A 19,690-nucleotide genomic window follows, 5' to 3' on the forward strand; every position below is an offset into this window, starting at 1 on the left:
ATTAATCACCCAAAAAAGGCAACCAATGGCTGCCTTTCTCTTTGTATTTTTGATTCAGTTATCGTTTCGAAATCAATTCTACAATTTTCAGAATTACTTCTACCGATTTTTCCATTGATTCTAACGGAACGTATTCAAATCTTCCGTGGAAGTTATGTCCTCCTGCGAAGATATTCGGACAAGGCAAACCCATATACGATAAACGGCTTCCGTCGGTTCCGCCACGAATTGGAATGATCATTGGCTCAACTCCAACTTGCTTCATAGCTTCTTCTGCAATATCTACTATGTATTTCACCGGCTCAATCTTTTCACGCATGTTGTAATACTGATTGGTTATTTCCAGACTTACACTTCCCTCGCCGTATTTCTCACAAAACTCATCACAAAGAGCTTGTACAAATTGTTTTCTCTCTTCATACTTCTTCATTTCAAAATCACGGATAATGTATTGAAGGTTTGAATTCTCAACATTTCCCCCCATCGAAATTAAATGGTAAAAGCCTTCGTATCCCTCAGTTTTTTCAGGCACCTCATCTTCCGGTAAACGTGCCAGAAATTCATTGGCAATCAACATCGAGTTAATCATTTTATCTTTCGCCATTCCTGGATGAACATTACGACCTTGAAAGCTAATTTTTGCAAATGCAGCATTAAAATTCTCATACTGCAACTCGCCTATTTCGCCACCATCAAGCGTGTAGGCAAACTCAGCTCCAAACTTCTTCACATTAAAGAAGTCAGCTCCTTTTCCAATTTCTTCATCAGGCGTAAAACCAACATGAACAGCACCGTGTTTAATTTCAGGATGTTCGGTAAGATATTCTATCGCAGTCATGATCTCTGCAACACCCGCTTTATCATCCGCCCCTAACAGTGTGGTGCCATTCGTTGTTATTATCGTTTGACCTTTGTATTTCTTCAATTCCGGAAAATCAGCAACTTTCATCACGATATCCTTTTCTTCATTCAAAACAATATCTTCGCCATCGTAGTTTTCCCAAAACTGAGGCTTCACATGTTTTCCTGAAAAATCAGGACTTGTATCCATATGAGCTACAAAACCTACGGTAGGAACTTCATGATCCAAATTGGAAGGAAGAACAGCCATAATGTATCCGTTCTCGTCAAGACTAACATTTTTCAATCCCATTTCTTCCAGTTCCCGGGTCAATTCTTTTGCCAAAAACATTTGTCCGGGTGTGCTCGGAGTTAACCCGGTTTCGGTATCCGATTGGGTATCGAATTTTACGTATCGTATAAATTTTTCTAGTAAGGCACTCATATCTGGTGTTTATATTTAAAAATGCACAAATAACCGCTTCCCAAAACTATTTGGCTAAGCGTTGCAATATTACTAAAATGATGTTTGAAAATGAATTTGATTCAAGTTTTCTTAATGGTAATCGCAAATTATCTCAACCCATTACTCATCTATACATCATCAGATTTAAACTGAAAACCCAATCGCTTGCCTGTTGGTATTCTTGCATTCTGAATTTTTTCGAACATCTGACCTACTGACATGATCTTCACATTATCGTATGGAGGAACCAATAAATCAAAATTCAAAGAATAATTAATAGCAGTTTCCACAATGCTTCGCAGGTTATCATGATCGGCATTGGAAACAGACAGATCGGTTTGAAGCAAACCCAATTGTCTTTTTCCCTCAACAATGTAATGTTTTTCTCTGTTGATAAAAATCCGGGCAACCAAATAACCTAAATCCTCATATCGAGTGTATTTAAAAGAATCTGCCAAAAAGTTATAAACATTAATAATGCCCGAATAAGCATTATCCGGATCTGTTTTCACGTAAGCTTGCTTCCATACATTATGATCTCTATTAAATTGAAATACATTGGTATGCAAACTAAAAACTAAAATATCAGATGCAATTTTAATTTGATATTCAAATTCTCCTTTGTCTTCAAAAGACAAAAGTATATTTTCATCTACCTCTCCTAATTCTGAATTGTACTCTTCAATTAAATTTTTAACTACATCTCGTAATTCCTCAAATATTTCCTTGGTGTTTTTATAAACAACTTGCTTTAATGAAGCTTTGTCCATAATTGTTGATAGTATAGCAGCTTTTGTGTTTAAGATATTCATTGTGTTATTGTTTAAAATTGAAAAGTAAATATACAAAAAAACAGTCATCAGATACCTGATGACTGTTTGATAATATTTACAATTAACTTTTCTTAATTAATAGGATTTTGCAAATACCACACGTTGTTTTGAAGGCTTTCCGGTTACCATACAAAAACCTTCTTCTCCATCTCCTTCGAAAGGAATACAGCGAATAGTTGCTTTAGTCTCATCTTGAATTTTCGCCTCTGTTTCAGCGGTACCATCCCAATGAGCAAGGAAAAATCCGGTTTTACTTTCCAAAAGTTCTTTGAACTCATCATAAGTGTCAACCTTAGTCGTTTTTTCTGTTCTAAAGTCTAATGCTTTCTGGAAAATACTATTCTGAATTTCTTCCATTAAGTTTTCAATCAAATCTTCTACACCTTCAATAGAAACGGTTTCTTTTGTTAAGGTATCACGACGAGCCAACTCTATGGTTCCATTCTCCAAATCGCGGGCACCAATTGCCAAACGAACAGGTACACCCTTTAATTCGTATTCAGCAAATTTCCATCCTGGCTTGCGGTTATCGCTATCATCGAATTTAACTGAAATGCCCTTAGCTTTTAGTTTTGCTACAATAGGGTTTATGGTTTCCGATATTTTTTCCAACTCTTCATCTTTGCGGTAAATAGGCACAATCACAACTTGAATTGGAGCCAATTTTGGAGGCAACACCAAGCCATTATCATCGGAATGAGCCATTACTAAAGCACCCATTAAACGGGTTGAAACACCCCATGATGTTGCCCAAACGTAATCTTCTTTGCCTTCTTTATTGGTAAATTTCACATCAAATGCTTTTGCAAAATTCTGTCCCAAAAAGTGAGATGTTCCAGCTTGAAGAGCTTTACCATCCTGCATTAAGGCTTCAATACAATAAGTATCCAATGCTCCTGCAAAACGCTCAGATTCTGTTTTATGTCCCTTTAACACAGGAACAGACATCCATTTTTCAGCAAATTCACCGTAAATATCAACCATCTGTTTGGTCTCAATCAATGCCTCTTCTTTGGTTGCATGTGCCGTATGGCCTTCTTGCCATAAAAATTCTGATGTACGCAAAAACAAACGGGTCCGCATTTCCCAACGCATAACATTCGCCCACTGATTACAAAGAATTGGTAAGTCGCGGTACGATTGAATCCAGTTTTTATAAGTACTCCAAATAATCGTTTCAGAAGTTGGCCGAATAATTAACTCTTCCTCCAATTTAGCATCCGGATCAACAATTACTCCTTTTCCGTTCGGATCATTTTTTAAACGGTAATGAGTTACAACTGCACATTCCTTTGCAAAACCTTCCACATGATCAGCTTCTTTACTCAAAAATGATTTAGGAATTAAAAGAGGAAAATATGCATTTTGATGACCTGTCTCCTTGAACATTTTATCCAATTGAGCCTGTATCTTTTCCCAAATAGCATAGCCATAAGGTTTAATAATCATACATCCCCGTACCGGAGAGTTTTCTGCTAAATCTGCCTTGATCACCAAGTCATTATACCATTGCGAGTAATTTTCGCTTCTACTGGTTAAAACTTTTGCCATTATATATCGTTTTGGTATGGTATTTGCTACTTTTAGGGTAGTTATAATTCCTTACAAAAGTAAAAAATAATCTTAGATAATTCATTATTGGAGGACAAGCGATGAAAACCTATTTAAAAATTCTACTCGTTACAGCATTCTTTGCAACCAGTTGCTCCCCATCTTATATGGGAACAGCGGTTTACGAAGATGATTTGTATTACAATCCTAATCAGGCTCCTTTATTAGTTCAAAAAGTTGAAGCCAATTCCCCTGCTGTTCAAAAGAGCAATTCGTTAGCTCCGGCAACAGCAACACAATCATCAACAAAAACCAATCCAAACATTGAATCGGAAGCTCTTGATGATCGTAATTTTGATGCATTACAACAAAAATACACCGAAATATTAAATGATGAGTCAATTGGTAGTGTCGACACAGTGATTTACGAAGGTGATTCTGGTTATTACTTAGGTGGATTTTCTGGTTCGGAACGGGATCAGGAAGAAGCTCAGCGGTTAAGGGATATGTATCCTCAGGGATTTGGTTACTATGATAACAGCGGTTACAATACCGCTATGTGGCTGGCTGGAGATCCTGACTGGAATGTTTACGTAGATGGAAACAATGTATGGTGGACACCAACATGGACAAATTATCGCTTTTACAACGGCTATAATTATTCATCGATGAAATACGGCAATGCATTTGCATACAACTATCCATACGGAAACTATGGCTATAATTCCTATTGGGGATTTAATATGGGCTTTGGCGACAGCTGGTATTGGGATTTAAATTTCGGATGGGGATTCTCAAATCACTACTACGGAAGCTACTATCCATACTATGGACACTATGGTTACTATGGAAATCATGGATATTATGGCCACCACGGATATAATAATTATGCCTCTTCAACTTATGATGGAAAAAGAAGATCAAATAACTATAAGGCAGGAACTGCAACTAATGCAAGTGCCTCTAGAAGAGCAAATACAAATGCGACTTCGGCATCAACCCGAAGGTCTGCGGTTTCAAGCACAAAAGCTGGTACTGTAAGTACAAGCAGAAGATCAACGACCTCTGTTGCCAATGATATCAGAAGGAGTAATGCTGCTGCTCGTTACAGCTCAGGCAATGGAAATTCTTACGGAACAAGAAGAACTATATTAAATGGTACTTCAGGCAGAAGATCTACTTATGGAACTACTCCTGCAACAGGAACAAGGACTAATAGCAGAAGCAATTATTCTAACGGGAATACCAATCAAAATAGAAATAGTTATTCTAATACCCGTAGAAGTTCGTCTCCAAGCTATAATAAACCACAAACGAATACACGACCTTCTTATAACCGTTCGTCTAATTCGAACAAATCGAATTATTCAAAATCGTCGACAAGATCGTCTTATTCTAAAGTGAATAGTAATTCGTCCAAACCAACTTACAGATCAGGTTCTTCCAAATCCAATTCCGGTTACAGCAACAGCGGAACCAGAAGATCATCGGGATCGTCGGGAACTTCAAGATCCTCTGTTGGTTCTACAAGAAGTCGCTCCAGCTCTTCAGGGACTTCCACCAGATCATCAAGTGGAAGTTCAAGGTCATCGGGCGGAAATTCCAATTCAAGTAATTCGGGCAATACAAGAAGAAGATAAGATATAATCACCGGAGTTTCGTTCTCCATACTCCGGTGATTATAAATGAAGAACAAAAAACAAATTTAAGATCACCATAAATCTGATATAACTTTCCGACTCACTTTCTTTAAGAGTGAAGAGAGTCTGTTTTATCAAAATTACATGAGACATTTAAAAATACATTTTTATGAAACGATATACTTTTTTGCTCATCTTGTCCCTAATAGCAGGAACTTCATATTCTCAGAGTGTAGATAATGCACTAAAATATTCGAGACAAGAATTCAATGGAACTGCGCGTTCAACCGCCATGGGAGGAGCTTTCGGAGCCTTAGGAGGCGACTTTTCAAGTTTGAGTATAAATCCTGCAGGTATTGGAGTTTACAGAAGTTCTGAATTTACATTTACTCCTTCCATTGAATATACTAAATCAAAAAATAATGGTTTTTCTGAGGATAAGTACAGCTTTACAATGGGAAATGTTGGCTACGTAGCTAGTTATATTCCAAGAATGGCTCCTGAAAAAGGATGGCAAAATTTCAACTTTGGAATTGGATACAACCGAATTGCAAATTTCAATCGTGAAGGTTATTTATTCAATTTAAATTCAGGAACATCATTACTTGACAAATGGGCAGATCTGGCCATCGGCAAGTCTCCAGACAACCTATACTCTTTTGAAGAAAAACTTGCTTACGATACGTACCTCATCAATAATGATGATGAGTTGAATTATCAATCGGTTCTTTTCGGTAATGATCGCATGGATCAGCAAAAACATGTTGACGAGAAAGGATACATTGGTGAATACGTATTGTCTTTTGGTGCTAATTACGGACATAAATTGTATTTAGGAGCAACTGTTGGCATTCAGGATTTATACCACAAATCAACAACCTCTTATTCAGAATTTTCTCTTACTGATAACATTACATCATTAAATGAATTCACCTTTAATGAATACATGACAACATCGGGTGTTGGTGTTAATTTTAAATTTGGAGCGATCTATAAAATCACAAACAGCTTACGGGTGGGTGCTGCAATACATACCCCTACATTCTATAATCTTGACGAAACCTATGACACCTCTATAAGTTCAGAATTTGAACCTGCTATTCCTATTCCCGATGAATTCCCTGAAGACGGAGAAGCATATCACGCCTTCAAATCTGAATTTGTATCAAGAACCAGTTACGATCTTGAAACTCCGTTTAGAACAATTCTTAGTGCAGCCTACCTATTTGGCCAAAAAGGCGTACTTAGTGTTGATTACGAAATGATTGACTACTCTAATGCCGAATTTAACGATAGTGATGCGGGTGATTTAATGAACGAAAATCAAGACATTGCAAACTCGTACCGGTCAACCTCTAATTTAAGAATTGGTGCCGAATACCGACTTACTCCTAATATAAGTATACGCGGTGGATACGCTAAAATCGGAGATCCTTACAAGAGTTTTATTGATGAAGGTTACAACACTTACTCTGCAGGTTTTGGAATTAAACAAAACAACTTCTTCTTCGATATGGCCTATCAATATAAAGAGTACGATGAAGATTTTGTATTATACTCAGGCAGTAATGATATCGTTAGTTTGAACAATACAAACCATCAGGTACGAATGACCTTTGGATTCAAATTTTAAGAACACTACTATATAAAAGGAGATTGCTATTATGGCAATCTCTTTTTTTATTTCAAAAAAATGGCAGAAACAATTGTTTCTGCCATTTTATAATCCAACGATTGGATTTTATAAAATCATACCAGCGGCAACAGTTTCATTGGTTCCTTCATCAATAAGAATAAAACTTCCCGTTAAACGGTTCTTTTTATACGAATCGAAAAACAATGGTTTAGCAGCTTTAAAAGATACACATGCAATATCATTTAATGCAACCACCTTATCATCTGCTACTTCATCCAAAGTATCAACATTTACCTTAAATTTCACATCACGAATCATACAACGGGTTTCGTTGGTAGTGTGCTTAATTGTATATTTTCCACGAGGCATCATAGCCCGTTCATTCATCCAGCAAAGCATTGCCTCAAATTCCTGACTAACATTCGGTACATTATTCGCGTCAACAATCATATCTCCTCTTGAAATATCAATATTGTCACTTAATCGTAATGTTACTGATTGAGGTGTAAAAGCAACCTCCTGTTCCCCGGTAAAAGAATCAATCGCCTCAATAGTTGTTTCAATTCCCGAAGGTAAAATCCGAACCTTATCTCCAGGATGAAAAACACCACTTGCTACCCTACCGGCATATCCCCGGTAATCGTGAAACTCATCTGATTGGGGGCGAATTACATACTGAACAGGTAATCTTGAATCTCCATGATTACGATCATCAACTATTTTAATGTTTTCCAGAAGATCTAACAATGGAGTACCGGAATACCAATCCATTTTCGTTGATGCATCTACCACATTATCACCCAATTTTGCCGAAATAGGAATAAAACAAACATCTTTAATGTTCAATTTATCAACAACCATTTTCTGGTAATCGGCCTTAATTCTTTCGTAAGTCTCTTGAGAAAAATCAACCAAATCCATTTTATTGATACACACAATAATATGTGGTATTTGCAATAAATTGGCTATGTATGAATGACGAAGTGTCTGTTCAATTACACCATTACGTGCATCCACCAAAATTAATGCTGCATTCGCAGTAGACGCACCTGTAACCATGTTTCGAGTATACTGAATGTGTCCTGGAGTATCGGCAATAATAAACTTTCGTTTTGGAGTTGCAAAATAACGGTAAGCAACATCAATAGTAATTCCTTGCTCACGTTCGGCTCTTAAGCCGTCGGTTAATAAAGCAAGGTCGACTTCTTCATCGCCTCTTTTTTTACTGCTGATTTCGATAGCTTCCATTTGATCTTCAAAAATGGCTTTACTATCATATAATAATCTTCCAATAAGGGTACTCTTACCATCATCAACACTTCCTGCTGTGGTGAATCGTAAAAGTTCCATATCTAAATATCCTGCTGATTTCTCTGACATATCTATATTTTTAGCTCTTAGCCGTTAGCTCTTAGCCCATTCAATTTTTAAAAATATCCTTCTTTCTTACGATCTTCCATCGCAGCTTCCGACCTTCTATCATCAGCTCTTGTTCCACGTTCGGTTGTTCTTGTTGCAGCAACTTCTTCGATAATTTCCTCCAAAGAATGTGCCTCCGATTCAACAGCTCCGGTACAAGTAGCATCTCCAATGGTACGGAATCTAACGATTCTTTTCTCTGTCTTTTCGCCCGGGCGCATTGGTATGCAATCGCTTTTTGCTAAAAGAGTTCCGTCTCTTTGAAACACTTCACGTTCGTGAGAAAAATACAAATTAGGAATTTCAATATTTTCAAGATAGATGTATTGCCACACATCCATTTCAGTCCAATTCGAGATTGGGAATACTCTGAAATGTTCTCCCATGTGTTTTTTTCCATTAAAAAGATTCCACAATTCAGGACGCTGATTTTTTGGATCCCACTGGCCAAACTCATCCCTATGAGAGAAAAAACGTTCTTTAGCTCTGGCTTTCTCCTCATCGCGACGACCACCTCCCATTGCGCAATCTACTTTTAAATCTTCGATACCATCTAAAAGAGTAATTGTTTGCAACTTGTTTCTACTGGCATTAAATCCAGTTTCTTCTGCAACTTTTCCCTGATCGATAGAATCCTGAACGTAACGCACAATAATACGGGTTCCTGTTTTCTCCATCAACATATCTCTAAACTCGATGGTTTCTGCAAAATTATGTCCTGTATCGATATGCATCATTGGGAAAGGAACCTTTGCTGGAGCAAAAGCCTTACGAGCCAGATGAAACATGATAATAGAATCTTTTCCTCCGGAAAATAACATGACCGGATTTTCAAATTGAGCAGCAACTTCACGAATCACAAAAATAGATTCAGCTTCCAGTTCTCTTAAATGATTAATATTGTATTCCTTCATTCGAAAATATTTATTTGCTTTCTAACAGACTATCTATTGAAACAGTCATTTACAATAAAGTCTACTTAGTTTTCAACTTCACTAATTTCTTATTAACCGAGGTAAAATTGCACTTACAACTTTTTCAACAGACTCCTCAGGTGTCATTTCAGAGGTTTTGATTTCCAAAAAAGGATTCTCAGGTGCCTCAAAAGGTGAATCAAGACCAGTGAAATTTTTAATTTCTCCATTTCTGGCTTTCTTATACAATCCTTTTACATCTCTCTCTTCACATACTTTATAAGATGCATTTACATACACCTCTAAAAAATCTTCTTTCCCAATTACTTCCTTTGCTACATCCCTAATATCAATAGTAGGGCTCACGAAACAATTAATTGTAATGATACCACAATTCAGGAATAACTTAGACACCTCGGCAATTCGTCTGATATTTTCAGTCCTGTCTTCTTCCGAAAAACCTAAATTTTTATTGATTCCTGTCCGAATATTATCTCCATCAAGAATCTGAGTCAAAAAACCTCTCTTCTGAAGTTCCTTCTCCAATCCAATAGCAATAGTAGTTTTTCCTGATCCGGAAAGTCCAGTCATCCAAATAACCTTAGAATTTTGATTTAAAACCCCCTCTTTATCTTCCCTTCCTAAAATCCGATCAAACACAGGATGGATATTTGTTGCTTTTGTCGTCATTAACTATTTTTTTTTGCTATATTCTTACGATTCTTATTTTTGAAAAGTAAGGGCAAATGTACATATTATCAGTAGATTTTAAAAATCTAAGTATTTCTCAATTCATGATTTTTCACAAAAAAAAATCCGGATTTTTCAATCCGGATTCAAAAGATAATATTTAGCTTTTTATTATTCTTTACAATCACAAGGATTAAAACTCTTATTGTACTGACTCATAGCTCTATAACTCATGCCCATACTTGAGAAACCTCCATCATGAAATAAATTCTGCATGGTAACTTTCTTTGTTAGATCTGAGAACAAAGTGATGCAATAATTCGCACATTCTTCAGCTGTAGCATTCCCAAGAGGCGACATTCGCTCCGAGAAATCAATTAAAGAATCGAACCCTTTGACTCCACTACCGGCAGTAGTCATTGTTGGCGATTGCGAAATAGTATTAATCCGCACACTTTTTTCACGTCCGTAGATGTAACCAAAACTTCTGGCGATCGATTCCAACATCGATTTAGCATCCGCCATATCGTTGTATTCGTACATTGTTCTTTGTGCCGCTGCATAAGATAAAGCAACTACAGATCCCCACTCAGCCATTGCATCAAGCTTTTTAGCTGTTTGCAATACTTTGTGAAATGAAATAGCCGAAATATCCAATGTTTTTTTCAAGTACTCGTAATTCAATTCATCGTAAGCAAGTCCTTTACGAACATTTGGCGACATACCAATTGAGTGCAGAACGAAGTCAATTTTACCTCCCAAAATCTCCATCGATTTTGTAAACAACACTTCCAAATCCTCCGGACTGGTAGCATCAGCAGGAATTACCTTAGCATTACATTTTCTAGCCAATTCATCAATTGTACCCATTCGGATGGAAACAAGAGTATTTGTTAAAACAATCTCAGCTCCTTCTGCCACGGCTAGTTCTGCAACTTTCCATGCAATAGACATTTCATTCAAGGCACCAAAAATAATCCCTCTTTTTCCTTTTAATAAATTATACGACATACTTAGTAATTATCATTTTTTTCAGCTTCAAAGATAGCACATTAAATTAAGAATGATCCTAAATAAGCTCATTAATTAAGACTGAATAAATTCTCTAATCCGACCAAACACTTAATAACTAACTAGACAACAACACCTTAGCATTATCCAAAGCTGCCTGAGTGAGGTCAGCTCCGCTTAGCATTTTAGCAAGCTCCTCTATTCGGCTCTGCTGGTCGAGAAGTACAATATTTGAATAGGTTTCCAGCTCATCATCTGCCTTATAAACCTTATAATGATTTTTTCCTTTTCCTGCTATCTGAGGAAGGTGAGTAATACTGATTACCTGAATATTTTCTGCCATTTTATTCATCATAGTTCCCATTTTAGCTGCAATTTCACCGGAAACTCCCGTATCAATTTCATCAAAAACGATGGACGGCAATGCTGTTGATGAAGATATTAAATACTTGATACTCAACATAAGTCTGGATAGTTCTCCCCCTGAAGCAACCCTTTGGACTTCCTCTATCTGACCATTCTTATTGGCACTGAACAGAAAACTTAAATAATCACGCCCCAAATACTGAAAATCTTCTTTAATCTGTGTGGAAATCTTAAAGTTTGCATTCGGAATTCCCAGTTGAACAAGCTGGGAAACTATCGTTTTCTCGATAGCAGGAATCACTTTTACCCTACTATCCGTAAGCTTTTCAGCTGATTTAAGAACCAATTCCTCTTGCCCTTTTAATTGCTTCTTCAAATCTTCAATAAAATCATCACCAGACAAAATTTTATCCACCTTTTGTGTCAATTCTTCCCGGATTTGAATTAATTCTTCAACAGAATTCACATGATGTTTCTGTTGCAGGGAATAAATAGCATCTAATTTCTGATTTAAAAATTCAATTCTTGAAGGATCCAATTCAACAGACTCATTACTTCGATCCAATTCCTGTGCAAGATCATTCAATTCTATATATGCACTCTCCAATCGCTCAAAAAAACTTTCAGCATCCGGAAATACATTTTTAATTTGAGCTATTGCGTTCCGTGCCTCTTTCAGCTGTGTAATAATCGGAAATTCCCCCTCCGACAAATTTTCATACGCTTTAACCAAACCCGACTTAATTTCCTCGGCATGAGTCAGAGTTTCCAACTCCGCTTCCATTTCAACTTGTTCACCGGCAACTAATTTTGCCTCGAGCAATTGCTCTAACTGAAACTGAAAATAATCCAAATCAGCTTTTTCTTTGGCGGCCAATTCTTCTTGTTTACGCAACTCCTGCTTTAGCTTTTGAAATCTATTAAAGCACTCCTGATACTTCTTTAAAATCTCCGAATTGCCTGCATAAGTATCTACAATTCCGACCTGATATTCGAAACTTCCAATCACTAAATTCTGATTTTGGCTGTGTACATCAATCAAGCGAAAGCCTAACTCTTTTAAAACTTTTACACTTACAGGAGAATCGTTTACAAAAGCCCGACTCTTACCATTAGGAAGTATTTCTCTTCGCAATAGAGTTTCCTTTTCGTAATCCAATTCGTTATCAGCAAAAAACTTCTCCAATTGATACCTTTCAATTGAAAATGAACTTTCGATTATGCACTTTTGTTCTTTGTCCTTAAGTACATTCACCTCCGCTCTTTGACCTAAAACTAAGGACAAGGCTCCTAAAAGTATTGACTTACCAGAACCTGTTTCTCCTGTTATTACTGAGAAACCATCTGAAAATTCAATATCCAGCTTTGTAATTAAAGCATAATTCTGAATTGATATGGATTGAAGCATAGGAATCTAAAAAATGATCATGGTAACTCGGCAAAACAAGCTTGTTCCTAACAATAGAATTACTTCTCTTTTTGCCCTATTATTTTATTATATTTTGAAATATTGGCAGGATCGATTTCGCTGAGTATATTAAAAACTCTTTTCTTTTCATCCGTAAAGGATTCTGAAAAAATATTCACCAACTCATCTGCTTTGGCATCAAAAAATATTTGAAGAATGAATGATCCTGGTTTTGCTCTATATGCTTTCTGAAGTAAACGTAAACTTTCTGCTATTTCGGCTCTCGATTCAGTTAAACGCTCTGCCATATTATCCAATCCCAAACGATGATATCGATAAAGACACTCACGTACAGGGCTATAAGCATTGTTTAATATATTCTCAACCAACCAATATCTGTTTTTTCTGCTTTCGAATGCTTTCCAACCTTTCACGTTGGAGTTCTGCATTTTATTTACAATTCCTTCGGCCTTCGCAAAGTAGGCACTGCCACCATCCATTGAATAGGTGTCGTAATCCAAACCTAAAATTATGTAGGCATAATACGACAGTAATGCTGTTAAACTTGAAGGTGTAGTTGCCTCATTAAACTCTAAAGCTTCATACTCAACATACTTAAACTGTACATCATCATCTTTAAAATTCAGCAATACACTATTGTAAGAAGAATTAAATATTGGTCGGCTAACCTGAACCTGAATGGTTCCCTTAAATTCATCAGCCGATATTTGATTAGTTAGATTTATCAGAATGGTACATTCAATCCTCTCATCGTAACTGTATACATGATCTGTCCATCGGGTGGTATTCATAAACTCGTAAACTGAAGTCTGAAGCGTTCTAAAAACCTGCTTATTGGTTCCCTGAATTTGCTGACTCACAATCTGAACATTACACCTTAACTCCTGAGAGAACAAAGGAATGGTGATGATAAAAGCAAATAGCAATACAATGAGTTTTCGCATAATTGGATTTCAAAAGTGAACAGCTAAAGTTAAAAATTTAAACGGAAGTGAACCAATATTTATTCTTCATAATATGCAATCAATTCATTAACGATATCTTTTGCCACCTCTGATTTGCTTTTCAACTCATACTTCTTACATGCTCCGCTCTTATTAATTACCGTTATCTTATTGGTATCATGCTGAAATCCGGCTCCTTTATCATTCAAAGAATTAAGAACAATAAAGTCTAAATTTTTCTTCTCCAACTTCAATTTAGCATTGGTTTCTTCATTGTTTGTTTCCAATGCAAAACCGACCAAAAACTGATTTGTTGTTTTAATGGCACCCAAAGATGCAGCAATATCCTTGGTGGGAGTTAGCTCTATGGTATAATTTTCCTTTCCTCTCTTCACCTTTGTATTTTCGGTTGTTACAGGAGTAAAGTCGGCCACAGCTGCAGTCATTATTCCCCCATCGCAAGTTGGAAATGCCTTTAGCGATGCCTCGTACATTTCCTGAGCGGAAACAACATCAATACGTTTGATATTTGGATTTTGAGTACTTAAAGAGGTAGGTCCGCTTACCAAGACAACCTGAGCTCCCTGAGAAGCTAATTCTTCGGCTATTGAAAAGCCCATTTTCCCGGATGAGAAATTGCCAATAAACCGCACCGGATCAATTTTCTCGTAAGTTGGCCCGGTGGTTACTAAGATCTTCTTATTGCTTAGTTTTTTTTTTTAGATTCGAAAAACTCAATAATTTTCTTAACGATAATTTCCGGTTCTTCCATTCTTCCCTTTCCGTAGAGCCCACTTGCCAACTCACCGCTTGAAGGTTCAATAAATAAATCGCCATAAGATCTTAAAATCTCCATATTTCGCAATGTAGCAGGATGCTTAAACATATCCAAATCCATTGCAGGAGTATGAATAACCGGACATTTGGCTGAAAGATAAGTTGTTAAAAGTAAATTATCACAAATACCATTCGCCATTTTTGCCATTGTATTGGCTGTTGTTGGTGCAACAATCAATAAATCAGCCCAAATACCTAAATCTACATGGCTATTCCATGACCCATCATCATGTTTAAAAAAATCTGATAATACAGTATTTTTGGATAAAGTAGCCATGGTTACCGGAGAAATAAACTCCTTTGCATAGGTAGTCATGATCACTTTTACATTTGCTCCTTCTTTCACCAATAAACGCACTAAAGAAGCAGCTTTATAAGCAGCAATACTTGCGGTAACTCCAAGAATAATATTTTTATCTTTTAACATAAACCAGGCTTAAAATAAAAAGTTCCCTTTTGCAACAAAGGGAACTGATAAACTATTTTGAAATTAATCTTCGGCTTGCAGCTCTTTTGCAGGATTTCTGTAATAGATTTCTCCATTAATAAATTCCTCAACCGCGATTAATGATGGCTTTGGCAATCTCTCGTAATATTTAGAGATTTCAATTTGCTCGCGATTTTCAAAAACCTCTTCCAAGTTATCTGTATAAGATGCAAACTCCTGCAATTTCTTATTCAGTTCACTTTTCAGTTCAACAGCAATCTGATTAGAACGTTTTGCCATAATCACTACAGATTCGTAAACATTACCCACTTCTTCACTTAACTCAGTCATGTTACGGGTAATTGTAGAACTTGCTGCATTTGTTTTCTTGTAATCCATACTATAAAAGAATTAGATCTATTTTAAATATTCGTATTAAACTTACTCAAGTAGGCTTCTATACCTTCAATCATTTTTTCAGCACGCTTTCGGTACTTACTTTCAGGGAATTCATCAACAAAAGAAAAATATTCTTCCTTTGCGAGATTATATCTTTCTCTTTTTTTGTCTTCAACACTTAATAAGGCTAATTTATATCGAGATTCCAACAACATAAACATTAAATCTTCCCGATAAGATGAACCAGGGTAATCTTTCAATCCATTTTGCAAGGAAACAATTGCTGCAGGAAAATGTTCTCTGTCGTAATAATTTCTTGCACTTAAGAATGATTTCAACACCAGCTTATCCTGCATCTCATCAATATAATCGTTGCACTTTGGAATTCGGGTAGAATTCGGGTAACGATTAATATACAATTGAAACGCATCAATAGCATCTTTTGTTGGTGTCTGATCTAATCTCGGTTTAGGAGACTCCAAATAGTAACAATAAGCGCTCATATACAAACTCTCTTCTGCATACGGGCTATCTGGAAATGTTTTCAGGAAATTCCTGAAGAAATATCCAGCAGAAATATAATCTCCCGAACCATAAGAACAGTAAGAGATATAGTAGCTGATTGTTTCTGCTTTGCTTGTTCCCCGATAAATTGGCAATAATTCCTCAAAAAGAGTTGCCGCTTTTACATATTCTTCTGCATTATAGTATTCAACAGCCTTCTTATATTTCAAAGGATTATCGTTACTCTTTAGCAATTTCTGGTAATCGCTGCATCCACCTAAAATAAAGGCGAACAGTAAAAAAACATAAACAATTTTTCTCATAGGTATAGCTACTCTATTTTTTTGCATTTTGCAAAGATATAGTTTTCAAGCGAAAAATAGGATACTTTCCACTCATATTATACAATTCTTTATAATTTATTGCTAAAATTCCAAAAAACATTACTTTTGCACAGTTGCAATTAAAACATTTCAAAAAAAGCATAGACTGTGGATATATTTGACAAAGTTACATCAAAAAGAGGAAATCTAGGGCAATACGCTAAGCAAGCTCATGGATATTTTGCATTTCCTAAATTGGAAGGTGAAATAGGATCAAGAATGAAATTTCGTGGGAAAGAAGTTTTGACATGGAGTTTGAATAACTATATCGGATTAGCAAATCACCCTGAAGTAAGAAAAGAGGATGCTGAAGCTGCAGCAAGATGGGGATTAGCCTATCCAATGGGAGCTCGTATGATGTCCGGACAAACAAGCCGTCATGAAGAGTTAGAAGCTCAATTGGCTGATTTTGTTGGAAAACCAGATGCATTCCTTCTTAATTTTGGATATCAAGGGATGGTTTCTATTATTGATTCTCTTGTTGGTCGTCATGATGTGATTGTCTACGATTCTGAATCGCATGCATGTATCATGGATGGTTTGAGACTTCATGTTGGAAAACGCTTCGTTTATCCTCATAACGATATGGATAATCTTCGTAAAGAATTAGACAGAGCTACCAAATGGACTGAAAAAACCGGTGGTGGAATCCTTGTAATTACTGAAGGTGTATTCGGAATGGCTGGTGACCTTGGTAAATTAGATGAAATTTGTGCTCTTAAGGATGATTTCAATTTCCGTTTGCTAGTTGATGATGCTCATGGATTTGGTGTGATGGGAAAAACCGGTGCTGGTACAATTGAGCATTTTGGTGTTGAAGATAGAGTAGATTTACACTTTAGTACTTTTGCAAAAGCAATGGCTGGAATCGGAGCTTTTATCGCTTGCAGCGAAGAAGTTGGTACTTACCTAAGATACACAATGAGATCTCAGATTTTTGCGAAATCATTGCCAATGCCAATCGTAGAAGGATCTATTAAGCGTTTGGAGTTACTTAAAAACTCTCCTGAATTGCGTGAGAAACTTTGGAACGTAACAAATGCTTTACAAACAGGTTTAACTGAGGCCGGATTAAACATTGGCGTAACAGAGTCTCCTGTAACACCAGTTTATTTATCGGGTAGTGTAGCTGAAGGAACTCAGGTAACGATGGATTTAAGAGAGAATTACAATATTTTCTGTTCTATCGTTGTTTACCCCGTAATTCCTAAAGGACAATTATTACTTAGATTGATTCCTACTGCAATGCACACTTTAGAGGATGTTGAATACACTGTTAACGCATTTAAAGAAGTTGCTAAGAAATTAAACGATGGCAAATACAGCAACGAGAAATTTGCTGATATTTTCAATCAATAGTATTCTAAACAATACAATCCAAACGACATTCCTTCGAATGTCGTTTTTTTTGCGCAAAAAAATACCCGGCTAACAAGTAGTCGGGTGATCTATATCTAACAAAATTTCCGTTTATTCTCTTTCAGAAAGGAATCTCTCAGCATCCATAGCTGCCATACATCCTGAACCTGCTGAAGTAATTGCCTGACGGTAGTGAGGATCTTTTAAATCACCAGCCGCAAACACTCCAGCAACATTTGTTTTGGTCGAATCTGACTCGGTTAACACATAACCTTGCTCATCGGTTTTTAAATACTTACTAAATATCTTTGAATTAGGCGTGTGTCCGATTGCGACAAAATAACCATCTATTTTGATGTCCACTTCTGTCTCATCGGCCTCTCCCATTCGCTTTATCAATTTAGCACCCTGCACTACACCCTCGCCATAAAGCTCTTTGGTATTGTGCTCATAAAGAACTTCGATATTTTCTGTTCGGGCAACACGATCCTGCATGGCCTTAGAAGCTCTTAAATAATTTTTACGTACAATTAAATATACTTTCTTACACAAACCCGCCAGGTAAGTTGCCTCTTCGGCAGCTGTATCGCCACCTCCCACTACTGCAACATCCAATCCGCGGTAAAAGAAACCATCACAAGTAGCACAAGCCGAAACTCCCGAGCCCATATATTTTTCTTCGGTAGGAAAACCTAAGTATTTTGCTGTAGCTCCTGTTGCCAAAATAACAGTTTCCGCCATAATAATTTTCTTTCCATCAACAATTACTTTGTGAGGATAAGAAGAAAAGTCTACTTCTGTTACCAACCCCCAACGACAATCTGTACCAAATCTCTCAGCTTGTTTTTTTAAGTCAGCCATCATAACCGGTCCGGTAACTCCATCAGCATATCCAGGAAAATTGTCTACCTCTGTTGTTGTTGTCAATTGTCCTCCGGGTTGCAAACCTTCAATTAAAACAGGATTCAAATTTGCTCTTGCGGCGTAAATTGCTGCAGTATATCCGGCAGGACCAGATCCAACAATCAGACATTTTACATTTTCAATATCCCCTTCAGGTGTAGAAGGATTGGTATCCTTCAGATTCATTGACTTAAATTCCATATATGTTAATTATTCTGTTTCTAAATAAGTTTTCGAGTAGCAAATCTACAAAATATCTAGATAACTACAAGTGTGTTTATTCATAGAAAAAGTAGATATTCGCATCAATTAACTCGAATCTTTCAGCCGTTTTCATTTTGACAATTCTTAGACATAAACTATATTTGTTGCCTGCAATATCGGGGCGTAGCTCAGCCAGGTTTAGAGTACACGTCTGGGGGGCGTGGGGTCGGAAGTTCGAATCTTCTCGCCCCGACAATGTAAAATTACTGATTATCAAGCGACTACACCCTCAGTAGTCGCTTTTATTTTGTCGTATTTTCTCTTAAATATTGCGATTTAAGATGCTTTTTGCAGCGTTAAAAGTGTAAAAACTTGCAAAAAACGTGCAAATTATGGTAGTAGTTTTGTGAGATATGCCTGTTGATTGTATTACTACTTTTTTAAACCGAGCATTTCATTTTTTCTAATCCCCGTCATCGACTTTTTCTTTAATTGACTCTTTTTTGATCAGTTCTCCTTTCGAGTTAATGGCTGTTTCGACTTCGGTTTTACCCATTTTCAACTCAAATTCATAACACTTCCCCTCTGCTGTTTCAGACATTTCAGATTCTTCTATTTTATAGCCTGAAAATTCTTTTTCTATTGCAGCTTTTACAAGGTCCGGAATTTCATTTGAACTAATTTCGAATTCTGTTTCTAACCAAATTCCTTCCAAGTTAAAGTTCGCAGAATATTCTTTTCCCGACATCTTAAATTCAGCCTCCCATTCTGCATCGTTTTCTTTATCCCATTTTACATTGGATGCATCTGGGAATTTTTGAGCAAAAGCAGTTTTAACCTGATCTGGAACAGCCTTTTTATTTTGCGCGCAACCCGATACTGAAGTTATTGCAATAACAATAATCACTACTAATAAATTTTTCATTTTGATCTAT

The 19,690-nt window shown here is 36.6% G+C and carries 18 protein-coding genes and 1 tRNA gene; 4 read left to right on the plus strand and 15 right to left on the minus strand.

Translation table 11 applies throughout. The features are described 5' to 3' along the window. Positions 1-58: 58 nt before the first annotated feature. From pepT to proS, 3 genes are all read right to left on the minus strand, one after another. The gene (pepT, locus tag QUH73_RS09560) at positions 59-1,285 is read right to left on the minus strand and encodes a peptidase T (protein ID WP_289530212.1); all 1,227 of its coding nucleotides are present in this window, start codon (positions 1,283-1,285) and stop codon (positions 59-61) included. Between the two features lie 149 nt (positions 1,286-1,434). Next, on the minus strand, positions 1,435-2,118 hold the full coding sequence (locus QUH73_RS09565) for a hypothetical protein (protein ID WP_289530213.1): 684 nt from the start codon (positions 2,116-2,118) through the stop codon (positions 1,435-1,437). 96 nt (positions 2,119-2,214) lie between these two features. Beyond that, the gene (proS, locus tag QUH73_RS09570) at positions 2,215-3,690 is read right to left on the minus strand and encodes a proline--tRNA ligase (protein WP_289530214.1); all 1,476 of its coding nucleotides are present in this window, start codon (positions 3,688-3,690) and stop codon (positions 2,215-2,217) included. 101 nt (positions 3,691-3,791) lie between these two features. Here proS and QUH73_RS09575 point away from each other — a divergent pair, with 101 nt between their 5' ends. Both QUH73_RS09575 and QUH73_RS09580 read left to right on the plus strand, forming a co-directional pair. Continuing rightward, positions 3,792-5,330, plus strand: a complete 1,539-nt coding sequence (locus tag QUH73_RS09575) for a hypothetical protein (RefSeq protein ID WP_289530215.1) — start codon at positions 3,792-3,794, stop codon at positions 5,328-5,330. Between the two features lie 169 nt (positions 5,331-5,499). Further along, complete coding sequence (locus tag QUH73_RS09580) at positions 5,500-6,963, plus strand: OmpP1/FadL family transporter (protein ID WP_289530216.1); 1,464 nt, start codon at positions 5,500-5,502, stop codon at positions 6,961-6,963. 108 nt (positions 6,964-7,071) lie between these two features. On the opposite strand, the gene QUH73_RS09585 is transcribed toward QUH73_RS09580, so the two are convergent. From QUH73_RS09585 to QUH73_RS09630, 10 genes are all read right to left on the minus strand, one after another. Beyond that, positions 7,072-8,346: a sulfate adenylyltransferase subunit 1 gene (locus QUH73_RS09585; protein ID WP_289530217.1), complete on the minus strand. Its 1,275-nt coding sequence runs from the start codon at positions 8,344-8,346 to the stop codon at positions 7,072-7,074. A gap of 47 nt (positions 8,347-8,393) precedes the next feature. Then, complete coding sequence (gene cysD, locus QUH73_RS09590) at positions 8,394-9,299, minus strand: sulfate adenylyltransferase subunit CysD (RefSeq protein WP_289530218.1); 906 nt, start codon at positions 9,297-9,299, stop codon at positions 8,394-8,396. An 81-nt stretch (positions 9,300-9,380) separates the two neighbouring features. After that, positions 9,381-9,989 (minus strand): adenylyl-sulfate kinase, encoded by a 609-nt coding sequence (gene cysC, locus QUH73_RS09595; RefSeq protein WP_289530219.1) that lies wholly within the window; start codon positions 9,987-9,989, stop codon positions 9,381-9,383. Between the two features lie 171 nt (positions 9,990-10,160). Next, positions 10,161-11,000: an enoyl-ACP reductase FabI gene (locus QUH73_RS09600; RefSeq protein WP_289530220.1), complete on the minus strand. Its 840-nt coding sequence runs from the start codon at positions 10,998-11,000 to the stop codon at positions 10,161-10,163. A gap of 118 nt (positions 11,001-11,118) precedes the next feature. Then, positions 11,119-12,774 (minus strand): DNA repair protein RecN, encoded by a 1,656-nt coding sequence (recN, locus tag QUH73_RS09605; RefSeq protein ID WP_289530221.1) that lies wholly within the window; start codon positions 12,772-12,774, stop codon positions 11,119-11,121. Between the two features lie 59 nt (positions 12,775-12,833). Beyond that, positions 12,834-13,739: a type IX secretion system protein PorD gene (gene porD / locus QUH73_RS09610; RefSeq protein WP_289530222.1), complete on the minus strand. Its 906-nt coding sequence runs from the start codon at positions 13,737-13,739 to the stop codon at positions 12,834-12,836. 59 nt (positions 13,740-13,798) lie between these two features. Continuing rightward, on the minus strand, positions 13,799-14,434 hold the full coding sequence (locus QUH73_RS09615; protein ID WP_336622388.1) for a phosphopantothenoylcysteine decarboxylase: 636 nt from the start codon (positions 14,432-14,434) through the stop codon (positions 13,799-13,801). An 11-nt stretch (positions 14,435-14,445) separates the two neighbouring features. Further along, complete coding sequence (locus tag QUH73_RS09620; RefSeq protein WP_225441296.1) at positions 14,446-15,003, minus strand: flavoprotein; 558 nt, start codon at positions 15,001-15,003, stop codon at positions 14,446-14,448. A gap of 63 nt (positions 15,004-15,066) precedes the next feature. After that, complete coding sequence (locus QUH73_RS09625; protein ID WP_289530223.1) at positions 15,067-15,402, minus strand: DNA-directed RNA polymerase subunit omega; 336 nt, start codon at positions 15,400-15,402, stop codon at positions 15,067-15,069. A gap of 23 nt (positions 15,403-15,425) precedes the next feature. Continuing rightward, positions 15,426-16,229 carry an outer membrane protein assembly factor BamD gene (locus tag QUH73_RS09630; RefSeq protein ID WP_289530224.1) on the minus strand — a complete coding sequence of 268 codons (804 nt, stop codon included), beginning with the start codon at positions 16,227-16,229 and terminating at the stop codon, positions 15,426-15,428. Between the two features lie 168 nt (positions 16,230-16,397). Between QUH73_RS09630 and QUH73_RS09635 the strand changes: the two genes are divergently transcribed. Continuing rightward, on the plus strand, positions 16,398-17,648 hold the full coding sequence (locus tag QUH73_RS09635) for an aminotransferase class I/II-fold pyridoxal phosphate-dependent enzyme (RefSeq protein ID WP_289530225.1): 1,251 nt from the start codon (positions 16,398-16,400) through the stop codon (positions 17,646-17,648). 111 nt (positions 17,649-17,759) lie between these two features. On the opposite strand, the gene trxB is transcribed toward QUH73_RS09635, so the two are convergent. Beyond that, positions 17,760-18,752, minus strand: coding sequence for a thioredoxin-disulfide reductase (gene trxB / locus QUH73_RS09640; protein ID WP_289530226.1), 993 nt, complete (start codon positions 18,750-18,752; stop codon positions 17,760-17,762). A gap of 180 nt (positions 18,753-18,932) precedes the next feature. Here trxB and QUH73_RS09645 point away from each other — a divergent pair. Then, positions 18,933-19,008 (plus strand) — tRNA-Pro (locus tag QUH73_RS09645). 210 nt (positions 19,009-19,218) lie between these two features. Here the strand turns inward: QUH73_RS09645 and QUH73_RS09650 are convergent. Next, complete coding sequence (locus QUH73_RS09650) at positions 19,219-19,680, minus strand: PepSY-like domain-containing protein (protein ID WP_289530227.1); 462 nt, start codon at positions 19,678-19,680, stop codon at positions 19,219-19,221. Positions 19,681-19,690 lie beyond the last annotated feature (10 nt).

The sequence above is a fragment of the Labilibaculum sp. K2S genome, assembly GCF_030372765.1.
In the GTDB taxonomy this organism is placed as follows: Bacteria; Bacteroidota; Bacteroidia; order Bacteroidales; family Marinifilaceae; genus Labilibaculum.

Coding starts and splice junctions, on each gene's coding strand:
- pepT (WP_289530212.1), bottom strand. CDS start 1,285: ATGAGTGCCTTACTAGAAAAATTTATACGATACGTAAAATTCGATACC.
- QUH73_RS09565 (WP_289530213.1), bottom strand. CDS start 2,118: ATGAATATCTTAAACACAAAAGCTGCTATACTATCAACAATTATGGAC.
- proS (WP_289530214.1), bottom strand. CDS start 3,690: ATGGCAAAAGTTTTAACCAGTAGAAGCGAAAATTACTCGCAATGGTAT.
- QUH73_RS09575 (WP_289530215.1), top strand. CDS start 3,792: ATGAAAACCTATTTAAAAATTCTACTCGTTACAGCATTCTTTGCAACC.
- QUH73_RS09580 (WP_289530216.1), top strand. CDS start 5,500: ATGAAACGATATACTTTTTTGCTCATCTTGTCCCTAATAGCAGGAACT.
- QUH73_RS09585 (WP_289530217.1), bottom strand. CDS start 8,346: ATGTCAGAGAAATCAGCAGGATATTTAGATATGGAACTTTTACGATTC.
- cysD (WP_289530218.1), bottom strand. CDS start 9,299: ATGAAGGAATACAATATTAATCATTTAAGAGAACTGGAAGCTGAATCT.
- cysC (WP_289530219.1), bottom strand. CDS start 9,989: ATGACGACAAAAGCAACAAATATCCATCCTGTGTTTGATCGGATTTTA.
- QUH73_RS09600 (WP_289530220.1), bottom strand. CDS start 11,000: ATGTCGTATAATTTATTAAAAGGAAAAAGAGGGATTATTTTTGGTGCC.
- recN (WP_289530221.1), bottom strand. CDS start 12,774: ATGCTTCAATCCATATCAATTCAGAATTATGCTTTAATTACAAAGCTG.
- porD (WP_289530222.1), bottom strand. CDS start 13,739: ATGCGAAAACTCATTGTATTGCTATTTGCTTTTATCATCACCATTCCT.
- QUH73_RS09620 (WP_225441296.1), bottom strand. CDS start 15,003: ATGTTAAAAGATAAAAATATTATTCTTGGAGTTACCGCAAGTATTGCT.
- QUH73_RS09625 (WP_289530223.1), bottom strand. CDS start 15,402: ATGGATTACAAGAAAACAAATGCAGCAAGTTCTACAATTACCCGTAAC.
- QUH73_RS09630 (WP_289530224.1), bottom strand. CDS start 16,229: ATGAGAAAAATTGTTTATGTTTTTTTACTGTTCGCCTTTATTTTAGGT.
- trxB (WP_289530226.1), bottom strand. CDS start 18,752: ATGGAATTTAAGTCAATGAATCTGAAGGATACCAATCCTTCTACACCT.
- QUH73_RS09650 (WP_289530227.1), bottom strand. CDS start 19,680: ATGAAAAATTTATTAGTAGTGATTATTGTTATTGCAATAACTTCAGTA.